The 10,181-nt window shown below is 69.2% G+C and carries 7 protein-coding genes; 3 read left to right on the top strand and 4 right to left on the bottom strand.

Translation table 11 applies throughout. The annotated features are described in order from the left end of the window. Positions 1-9: 9 nt before the first annotated feature. Positions 10-222, bottom strand: coding sequence for a 30S ribosomal protein S21 (gene rpsU / locus ACK59X_RS15125; RefSeq protein WP_007833691.1), 213 nt, complete (start codon positions 220-222; stop codon positions 10-12). 264 nt (positions 223-486) lie between these two features. On the opposite strand from rpsU, the gene ACK59X_RS15130 reads away from it, so the two are divergent. Both ACK59X_RS15130 and ACK59X_RS15135 read left to right on the top strand, forming a co-directional pair. Continuing rightward, positions 487-3,747 (top strand): EAL domain-containing protein, encoded by a 3,261-nt coding sequence (locus tag ACK59X_RS15130; RefSeq protein WP_409958360.1) that lies wholly within the window; start codon positions 487-489, stop codon positions 3,745-3,747. Between the two features lie 56 nt (positions 3,748-3,803). After that, complete coding sequence (locus ACK59X_RS15135; protein ID WP_409958362.1) at positions 3,804-4,538, top strand: ArsR/SmtB family transcription factor; 735 nt, start codon at positions 3,804-3,806, stop codon at positions 4,536-4,538. A 129-nt stretch (positions 4,539-4,667) separates the two neighbouring features. On the opposite strand, the gene ACK59X_RS15140 is transcribed toward ACK59X_RS15135, so the two are convergent. Continuing rightward, a complete protein-coding gene (locus tag ACK59X_RS15140; RefSeq protein WP_409958364.1) occupies positions 4,668-5,897 on the bottom strand; it encodes an NAD(P)/FAD-dependent oxidoreductase in 1,230 nt (409 codons plus the stop codon). A 91-nt stretch (positions 5,898-5,988) separates the two neighbouring features. Between ACK59X_RS15140 and ACK59X_RS15145 the strand changes: the two genes are divergently transcribed. Next, a complete protein-coding gene (locus ACK59X_RS15145; protein WP_409958366.1) occupies positions 5,989-6,468 on the top strand; it encodes a DUF4124 domain-containing protein in 480 nt (159 codons plus the stop codon). Between the two features lie 8 nt (positions 6,469-6,476). Here ACK59X_RS15145 and ACK59X_RS15150 read toward each other — a convergent pair whose 3' ends face one another. Together ACK59X_RS15150 and ACK59X_RS15155 are read right to left on the bottom strand one after the other, a co-directional pair. After that, on the bottom strand, positions 6,477-8,918 hold the full coding sequence (locus ACK59X_RS15150) for a TonB-dependent siderophore receptor (protein ID WP_409958367.1): 2,442 nt from the start codon (positions 8,916-8,918) through the stop codon (positions 6,477-6,479). A 96-nt stretch (positions 8,919-9,014) separates the two neighbouring features. Next, on the bottom strand, positions 9,015-10,031 hold the full coding sequence (locus ACK59X_RS15155) for a FecR domain-containing protein (protein ID WP_409958369.1): 1,017 nt from the start codon (positions 10,029-10,031) through the stop codon (positions 9,015-9,017). Between the last annotated feature and the right edge of the window lie 150 nt (positions 10,032-10,181).

The following is a 10,181-nucleotide window of genomic DNA, read 5'->3' on the forward strand; positions in this document are numbered from 1 at the left end:
GGCCAGCGATCAGTACAGCTTCTTGGGCAGCTGCATGCTGCGAACGCGCTTGTAGTGGCGCTTCACGGCGGCTGCCTTCTTGCGCTTGCGCTCGGCGGTGGGCTTTTCGTAGAACTCACGGGCACGCAGGTCGGTCAGCAGGCCGAGCTTTTCAATGGTGCGCTTGAAGCGGCGCAGGGCGACGTCAAAGGGTTCGTTTTCTTTTACGCGGATCGTAGTCATTAGCTAATGTGTTCCAAATGTGCCGGCAGAGGGTCGCAAGGAGATCGGGCCTTGGGGCCATGCGTGGCGGTTTCCCCGTCCTAACTAGTATTGGCCGACGGGGTATGCCAGCAAAGCCGTGCATTATAGCAGCCACTTTGGAAAAATGTGCAAGCAGATGCGGTATGCCCCAAGGTGGTGCGCATGGCGCGGAACTTGCATGTGTGCTTATTGTCGGCATTCCTTCGCCGTCTCACCATAGCAGAGACAGGAAACTGGGCACCAATGGCAATCATGCACCGCGTATCGGGTTGGCTGGGACGGCTCAGCGTCGGCCGCAAGCTCATGCTCATCTACCTGCTGGACCTCACGGCGGTGATCTACGTCTCCAGCATCCTGATCCACGAGAAGAACCAGGCCATCGACTTCACGCGCAAGGAGATCGTGGGCACCACCTATGCCACCGTGGTGCGCGATGGCCTGCTGGGCCGCTTCCTGCAGCCCGGCGAGCCCTCGCTCTCGGTGGCCCAGACGCTGGAGCGCCTGGGCACGGTGCGCGCCGAGCACGACGAAGCCCTGCACACGCAGGAGGCTGGCCAGCGCTTCCAGGACGCACTGGAACGCCTGGGCACCGACGCCGCGGCGCAGGCCGATGCGCAGGCACTCACGCGCCTGCGCAGCCAGCTGCTGCGCGACGGGCGCGAGCTACTCACCACCGTGGGCAACCAATCGAACCTGATCCTCGACCCGGACCTGGACAGCTACTACGAGATGTCGCTGTCGGTGCTGCGCTTTCCCGAGCTGCTGCAGGCCGTGCACGACACGGTGAGCTTCCTGAACTCGCCGCGCACCGCGCGCGGGCCGCAGTGGTCGTCCGAACTGCTCACCCTGGTGGGGCGGCTGGAGGCCGTCACGCTGGGCATCGAGTCCGACTACAACCAGGCCTTCATTGCCGGCTCGCCCGAGCTGCGCGCGGCGCTGGTGCACGACCGCGAGGCCCTGCACGCCGCGCTGCTGGAGTTCCAGCAGCACCTGCAGGCCGTCGCCAGCGGCGAATCGCGCCTGACCGTGGCCCAGCTGGCCGAGCAGGAAACCAAGGTGCTGGGCACCCTGCAGGCCGCCTGGGGTTCGGGCATCACCGACCTGGACCGGCTGCTGCACCAGCGCGTGGGCAGCCTGTACTCGCGCATGTGGCTGCACCTGGGCACGGCCCTGGTGCTGCTGGGCTGCATCCTGTCGCTGGTGACGCTGGTGGCGCGCCAGATCGCCAAGCCGCTGCAGCAGCTCGCCCGCGTGGCCGACGAAGTGCGAAAGAGCGGCGACCACACGCTGCGCGCCCATTGGAACAGCAGCGACGAGATCGGCCGCCTGGTCACGGCCTTCAACGGCATGCTGGCCCAGCTCGACCGCGAGCGCCTGCTGCAGCAGGAGCTGGCCGCCAGCGCGCGCGCGGCCGAGGCGCAGCGCGAACTGGTGGAGGCCTTCCCCATTCCCCTCATGGTGACCTCCATTCCCGAGCACGAGGTGCTGCATTCCAACACGCCCGCAGGCCAGTGGCTCAACGGCCGCACCGTCGATCCCTGGGTCGCAGGGCTGGAGCCCGGGGTGCGTGGACGCTTCTTCCAGCGCCTGGCCGACCAGGGCTCGGTCGACGAGTTCGAGGTGCGCTGGAAGGGCGGGCCCGAGCCCTCGTGGGCCGTGCTGTCGGCGCGGCGCCTGGTGTTCCAGGGGCGCGATGCGGTGCTCACGGCCTTCACGCCCATCAACGTGCTCAAGGTCATGGAGCAGCGCCTGGAGCTGTGGGCCAAGGTGTTCGAGGCCTCGTCGGAGGGCATCATCATCATGAATGCCGACCAGCAGATCATCAGTGTCAACAAGGCCTTCTGCCGCAGCACGCACTACGACTTCTACGAGGTGATCGGTGAGGACCTCGGGTTCCTGCAGGAGGACGCGGCGGGCCAGGAACCGCTGGCGGCGCAGATCACCCGGGCCATGCAGGACAAGGAGTCCTGGCAGGGCGAGGTGCGCTTTCGCCGCCGTTCGGGCGAGACCTATCCGGCCTGGCTCATGGTCTCGGCCGTGCGCGAGGGCAAGGCGGGGGCCGTGGTCAACCACATCGGCATCGCCATCGACATCACCGACCGCAAGCAGAACGAGGAGCGCATCCAGTTCCTCGCGCACCACGACGTGCTCACCGAGCTGCCCAACCGCTCGCTGTGCGTGCAGCGCCTGCAGCTGGCGCTGGCCCATGCGAAGGCCTACGGCGAACGCGTGGCCGTGCTGTTCATCGACCTGGACCGCTTCAAGGCCATCAACGACACGCTGGGCCACCACATCGGCGATGGCCTGCTGCGCTCGGTGGCGCAGCGCCTCACCCAGGCCGTGCGCAGCCGCGACACCGTGAGCCGCCTGGGCGGCGACGAGTTCGTGGTCATCATGCGCGACGTGGCCGGCCCCGAGGATGTGCAGCAGCTGGTCGAGAACCGGCTGATCCCGCTGATCCGCCAGCCCCATCCGGTGGAGGGCCATGAACTCAACGTGAGCTGCAGCGTGGGCATCGCCGTCTACCCCGAGGACGGTGGCGACATCGACGAGCTCATGCGCCGTGCCGACGCCGCCATGTACGAGGCCAAGACCACCGGCCGCGACATGGCCCTGTTCTATTCGGCCGAGACCGACCAGCGTGCACTGGCGCGCCAGTCCATGGAGCAGCACCTGCGCCGCGCCCTCGGCCGCGGCGAGCTGAGCCTGCACTACCAGCCGCGCCTGAGCGCCCGGGGCTCGCGCCTGCTGGGCGTTGAGGCCCTGCTGCGCTGGAACAACCCGGTGCTGGGCATGGTGCCGCCCAGTGAGTTCATCCCGATTGCGGAGGAAACCGGCATGATCCGCGCCATCGGCGCCTGGGTGCTGCAGCAGGCCTGCTCGCAGTGGGTGGCCTGGCAGTCGCTGGAGCACACGGGGCCCCAGGGCTCGGTGCCGCATCCGCTGGCGCAGGCCTCGGTATCGGTCAACCTCTCGGCGGCGCAACTGGCCGACCCGCAGCTCGTGCCCGACATCGAGGCCTTGCTGGTGCGCTGCGGCATGCCGGCGCACCGGCTGGAGCTGGAGATCACCGAGTCGCAGCTCATGGACCATGCGAATTCGGCCGAGCGCCAGCTGGCGGCCCTCAAGGCCCTGGGCGTGCAGCTGTCCATCGACGACTTCGGCACCGGCTATTCGAGCCTGGCCTACCTCAAGCGCTTCGACATCGACCGGCTCAAGGTCGACAAGTCCTTCATCCACGACATGCTCACCAACCCGGCCGACATGGCCATCACCCGCGCCATCATCGCGCTCGGCCACACGCTGGGCCTGAAGATCGTGGCCGAAGGGGTGGAGGACCTGGCCACCGTACAGGTGCTGGACGCGCTCGACTGCGAGGAACTGCAGGGATTTCACTTCACGCGGCCGCTGCCTGTGGCGCAATTGCAGGAGTGGGTGCTGCAGCATGCCCAGCGGCCGGCGTATGGGGATTCGCGCTTCGGCGAACTGGTGAGCATTCCATAGCTTCATTTCGCTGGCGGGCGAAGCGTGGCCGCCGGCGGCGGGTGCACACTGGGGGCATGAACACCAACCAGATCGCCCATATCGCCGGCCTCGTCGGCGAGCCCGCGCGCACGGCCATGCTGATGGCGCTGATGGACGGGCGCGCCCTGACCGCGCGCGAGCTGGCCGATGCCGGGCACATCACCGCCCAGACCGCCAGCCGGCACCTGGCCCTGCTGGTGGAGGCCGGGCTGCTGAAGCTGGAACGCCAGGGCCGCCACCGCTACCACCGCCTGGCCTCGGCCGACGTGGCGCGCGTGCTCGAAGGCCTGATGCAGCTGGCGGTGCAGCAGCCGGCGCCCGCAACGGCACCCCGGCGCGTGGTGGTGGGCCCGCGCGATGCGGCCCTGCGCACCGCGCGCACCTGCTACGACCACATTGCCGGGCGCCTGGGCGTGGCCATCACCGAGCACCTGCTGGACGAGGGGGCCATGGCCTTCGACGGCGATGCGGGTGGCCATGTCACGGCGCACGCGGCAGCTGTGCTGCAGCGCCTGGGCCTGGATGAAGGGGCCCGCCAGGGCGCGGATGGCAGTGGCAAGCGCCCGCACTGCCGACCGTGCCTGGACTGGAGCGAGCGGCGCATGCACGTGGCCGGCAGGCTCGGCGCCATGATCTGCAGCCATTGCCTGCAAGAGGGCTGGCTGCTGCGCCGTGCCGACAGCCGCGCGCTGGAGATCACGCCTGGCGGCGCCGTGGCGCTGCGCAACTGGCTAGGCCATGCGCGCTGGGGCCAGGTGGCGAGTCCCTGAGGGGACCCCCGAGAATGTGTCCCGGGAGCAGCCTGTGAAACTGGCGCGCTCCCAGGCCAGTGCCCCCGCGCAAGGGCCGCCCCGCCGCGCTGGGGGCGTCCCCCCTCTGGGGGGATGGCGCGAAGCGACTCAGGGGGGAAGTCCTTGTGCACAGGCGTAAGCGCTGGCCCAGGCCCACTGGAAGTTGTAGCCACCCAGCCAGCCGGTCACGTCCACCACCTCGCCAATGAAGTACAGGCCCGGCCGGGACTTGCATTCCATGGTCTGCTGCGACAGGGCGCGCGTGTCCACACCGCCCAGCGTCACCTCGGCCTTCTTGTAGCCCTCGGTGCCCGTGGGCGTGAGTTCCCAGCGCGCCAACTGCTCGGCCAGGCGCGCCAGCGCCTTGTCCGAGGCCTCGGCGATGGGGCGCTGCCAGTCGGCCTCGCGCTGCGCCCAGGCATCGGCCAGGCGGCTTGGCACCAGGGTGGCCAGCTCGTTGGCGATGAGCTTGCGCGAGCGCGCCTTGGCCTGGGCCAATGCGGCGGGCAGGTCCACCGTGGGAGCGAGGTCGATGGCCAGGGGCGTGCCCTCCTGCCAGTAGCTTGAGATCTGCAGCACGGCCGGGCCCGACAGGCCGCGGTGGGTGAACAGCAGGTCTTCGTCGAAGGCCATGCGCGCCTTCTTGGCGCCCGTGCCGATGCGCACCGGCAGCGCCAGGCCCGACAGCTGCGCATAGGGCGCCCAGGCGTCGCCGTCGAAGGTCAGCGGCACCAGGCCAGGTCGCTGCTCGACCAGGGGGATGTCGAACTGCCTGGCGATGCGGTAGCCGAAGTCGGTGGCGCCGATCTTGGGGATCGAGAGGCCGCCCGTGGCGATGACCAGGCTGCGCGCCAGCACCGGGCCGCGCTCGGTCTCCAGCCGGTAGCCGTTCTGGCCATCGTCCAGGGCTTCGGGGGCGACCTTCTTCACGCCGCAGGGTTGCCAGTGCGTGACTCCGCCGGCTGCGCACTCGGCCAGCAGCATGGCGATCAGGTCCTCGGCCGAGCGGTCGGCGAACAGCTGGCCCTTGTGCTTTTCGTGGTGGGGAATGCCGTGCCTGTCCACCAGCGCGATGAAGTCCTGCGGCGTGTAGCGCGACAGCGCCGAGCGGCAGAACTGCGGGTTTTGCCCCACGAAGTGCTTGTGCGGCGCCGAGGGGTCGAGGTCGCGGTTGGTGAAATTGCAGCGCCCCCCGCCCGAGATGCGGATCTTTTCGGCCACCTTCTCGGCGTGGTCGATCAGCAGGACCGACAGGCCGCGCTGGCCCGCCTGGCCCGCGCAGAACAGGCCGGCTGCGCCGGCGCCGATGATGATGGCGTCAAAGAAAGGAATGGTCATGGACGCCGCGGATTGTAGGGCCCTCACGCACAGCCGATTTCCCGGTTTCAGTGGACTAACATGTGCCCTCCATCCCGCTAGGAGTGCTCCCATGACCGTGATCCGCTATGCCGCCTGCACCCTGGCACTGGGCTTTCTGGCCCCGGCCTGGGCCATCAACAAGTGCACGGATGCCGAGGGCAGGGTGTCCTTCCAGGACGCGTCCTGCCCTGGCCAGGGCGAAAAGATCGAGGTGCGCCCCGCCCTGGAGGGGGCCACGCCGATCCCGTCCCCGCCCTCCACTTCCAGGGAAGGGGCGTTCGGCGCCACCTGGCAGCGCAAGAACCACCTGCAGAACCAGGGCGTTCCCCAGGCACGTGCGGCGCTGGAGCGCAGCCAGAAGGAATGCGCAGCGCAACCCGCGGAGGCCGTGGCCACCGCCGGCCCGCTGCGCAGCACCCTGGCATCGGGCACCCAGTTCGCGCAGGAGCGGGCGGCCGCGGCCGGCCAGGGCAAGGCCGCGTGTGAGGCGCGCAGCGAGGAGTTGCGCAAGCAGCTGAAAGCGCTGGAAGAGGAGCTTGGCTCCCTGTAGCAGGTGTCTCAGAATTCCGTGCTGACCGAGAACAGCGCGGTTCGCGGGGTGCTCCGTGCCAGGAAGCCCGTGCGCACCGACAGCCAATGCGAGGAGTCCGCCAGGTTTTCAACGGTCAGGCGGAACACGGTCGGCTTGCCAGCCAGGCGCGTCGCATAACGCAGGCCCAGGTCGTAGCTGTCGAAGCCGGGGATGCTCTGCTGGTTGTCCACACTGGCCATCTGGCGGGCCACCTTGCTGTACCTGCCGGTCAGGGTCAGGCCGGGCAGCGCGGTGATATCCCACTCTGCGCCCAGCACCAGGCTGTGCTCCGGGATGCCGATGGCCTTCTTGCCGTCGTTGGCGCCGTTCAGGGTCTTGGACTGCACGGCGTCGGACAGTGCCAGGCCGGCATTCAGGCGCAGGCTCTTCGCCACTTCGCCGTAGACCGACAGCTCCAGGCCGCGGTTGCGTTGTTCACCATCGACCACGAGGAAGTTCTTCCCGTTGACGTAGGACACCGGCTGGCGGATCTGGAACAGCGCGGCACTGGCGCCAAACGAGCCGCCGTCGTACTTCAGACCCGTCTCGATCTGCTTGCCCTTGAAGGGAGGGAAGACTGTGCCGAGGTTGGCCGTGGACGCGGGGGCCAACGGCCCCTGCGCCAGACCTTCGGCGTAGTTGGCGTACACCGAGAAGCTGGGCGCCAGCTTGTAGCTCGCGCCCAGCGAGGGCGCCGTGGCCGTCTGCTCGAAGCGGCGCTGCTCCACGCCCGCGGAGAACTCGCCGATGTCCAGCTTCTGGTAGCGCACCCCGCCGACCAGGTGCAGGCGGTCGTCCAGCAGGTGCATGGAGTCCATCACGGCCAGGCTGTCGGAGACGCTGTCCTGAAAGCGCAGCGGGAAGCCGCCGCTGGGCAGGGTGGGCCGCGCGACGAAAACGGGGTTGTTGAAGTTGCTGGTGAACGCGCTGCCCATTTGCTGGCTCAGGCTCGCGCCATCCCCCGTGAAGCGCGAATAGCCCAGCACCACCCGGTGCTTGACCGGGCCGGTGGCAAAGCGCATGCGCCAGCCCAGTTCACCCGAGCGCAAGGACGAACCGGTCCTGAAAATGCTGGGCTGGGCGGTGAAGTTGCCGCTGGCCGAGGTGATGCGGGGGTTGCCCGCGTTGATGTTCGACTCCTCGTAGTCGACGCCGCCCAGCACGCCGAACACGGTGGATTCGGGCGTGATGTCGTATTCCACGCGCGAGACGGCAGAAGAGCTCTTGGTGTCGCTGCTGTCCCAGGGCTGGCTGAAGGCCTGTTTCGTTGCTGGCGGTGCGGGCAGGGCAAAGCCATCGTTGAAGCGGAAGAACTGGGGGAAGCCGTCGAAGTGCCGGCGGTTCTGGGCCACGTCCAGGCTCACGCGCAGCTTCTCACCCGCGTAGTCGAGCGCAACCGACAGATGGTCGGTGCCCACCCGCTCGTTCGGCACGCCGGTGGAGCCGCCGCCCCGGCTGGCGGCGTTCACGCGCACCCCCCATTCGTTGTCGGTGCCGAAGCGGCGCCCCACATCCAGGTGGGCACCCATCTGGCCGTGCGACGAGCCCGACAGCGTCAAGCGGGTCAGCGGGACATCCGTGCCGCGCTTGGGCACCAGGTTGATCGTGCCGCCGGTGGTGCTGCTGCTCGGCCCGATGCCGTTGAGCAGCGCACTCGGGCCCTTGAGCACTTCGATGCGCTCGAACTGCTCCACGGCAATGCGCCGCGTGTCCACCACCGCGAAGGTCTCGTTGAACGAGATGTCCTGGCTCAGCATGGGCAGGCCGCGCAGGAAGAACACGTCCACCGCATTGCTCTCGGAGTTGGTGGAGCGCACGGCCGGATCAACGGCCAGCACGTCGATCAGGCGCCGTGCCTGCGCATCGCGCGAAGCCTGCTCGGTGTAGCCGCTGATGGCAACGGGGGCATCGAGCAAAGCGGTGTTGCCCAGGGCCCCCAGGCGCGCGCCCTTGGCGACCTGGCCGCCCGCGAAGGGCTGGTACACCTGGTTCGGGTCGCGCGAGCCCTCGACGGTCACGGTCGCCATGCTGCGCTCTGCCGTGCCCGGTACGGCTGGCGCTGCAGCCTGGGCGGCAGGGGGCGCGGGGCGCACGGTGAGGGTGTCGCTTCCCAGGCGCACCAGGGCCAGGCCCGAGCCGGCCAGCGCACGCTGTGCGGCCTCTTCTGCCGCGAAGCTGCCGCGCACCGCGGGGGCGGTCTTGCCCCGCAGCAGCGCCGGGTCGGCGGTCAGGATCCTGCCGCTTTGCCGGGCGATGCGGGCCAGCGTCTCGTCCAGGGGGCCCGCGGGCAGGTCCCAGTTCTGCACGGCGCCGGCCTGGGCCACCAGGGGCGTGTCTGCCGTGGAATGGGCTTGCGCAAAGCTGGTGCTGCCCAGGGCAGCGGTCAGGGCTGCCACGAGCAGGCGGGGGCTAAAGGAAGGGCTGGGCATGGATCGGGTTCCTGTGCTGGGGTTGGGAAGAGGGTGCTCTCCTCCTTGTCCAACGGGCCCGGCAAAACCCCTCATGCATCGGTAAAAAAATTTCCGTCAGCTGCCTGCAACGTCGATCAGGGTCAGCAGGGGGCCATAGGTGGTGATGCGGATGGGCTGGGTGTCCACCAGGGCCTGCAAGGCCTGCGCCGTGTCGCTCAGCCGGAACACCCCGAAGACCCGCAGCCGGGCGGCGGCCGGGCTCACGCGCAGCAAGCCCCTGCGCCAGGCGGCCAGGGTGGCGACCACATCGCCCAGCGGTTCATCGCGCACGTCCAGAATGCCCTCGGTCCAGCTGGCGCGGTGCGCCATGCGCTGCTCCACCAGCTCGATGCGCTGGCCGTCCATCCAGGCGGCCTGGCCCTCGTGCAAGGTGCGCTGCACGCCATCGCCGGTCTGTACGGCCACGCTGTGCTGCAGCGCCACCACCAGGCTGCGCTCGGCCTCCTGGCGCACCAGGTAGCGCGTGCCCAGGGCCTGGGCCGCGCCATGGAGCGTCTGCACGGTGAAGGGGCGGGGCCGCGCACCGGCCGCTGCCGCGTCGCGGGCCACCTGCACCAGCAGCTCGCCCGCACGCAGCCGCACCAGGCGCCGTGCCGGGTCGAAGTGCAGGTCGGCCGCGCTGCGGGCATTCAGGTCCAGCGTGCTGCCATCGGGCAGTTGGATGTGGCGGGTCTCGGCGGTGCCGGTGTGCACATCGGCCAGCAGCTCACCCAGCGGCTGGCTGCGGTGGGCGAGGTAGCCGGCTCCCACCCCGGTGGCCAGCAGCAGGGCCGAACCGCCCAGGATGCCTCTACGCCGGAGCGCGACCGGCTCTGGCGCCGAAGCCAGGCTCTGGTGGACGGCCTTCAACTGGCCCGGGCTGCGCTGGTCGATGCGCTGGATCTGTCCCACCGGATCGACCAGCACACCCTGCACGCGCTGCCAGGCCGCGGCATGGCGCGCATCGGCAGCCAGCCAGCGCGCGAAGTCCTCGCGCTCGCCGGTCGCCACGCTGCCGGAAGTCAGTCGGACCTGCCAGTTCACAGCGGCCGTGATGGGGTCCTCGGCAGATTCGGAAGGAGAATGGCTCATGGCATGCCGCTGCCCGCGTCCTGCCGGCAGCAGTGCAGGTAGGCCTGCTTCACATAGCGCTACACGCTGGCCACCGAAACGATCATCTCCGCGGAGATCGGCACATGCGTCAGCCGGTAGATGCGGTGCAGCAGAATGGACTGATTCACC

Source organism: Acidovorax sp., assembly GCF_046339755.1.
GTDB lineage: Bacteria > Pseudomonadota > Gammaproteobacteria > Burkholderiales > Burkholderiaceae_C > Acidovorax.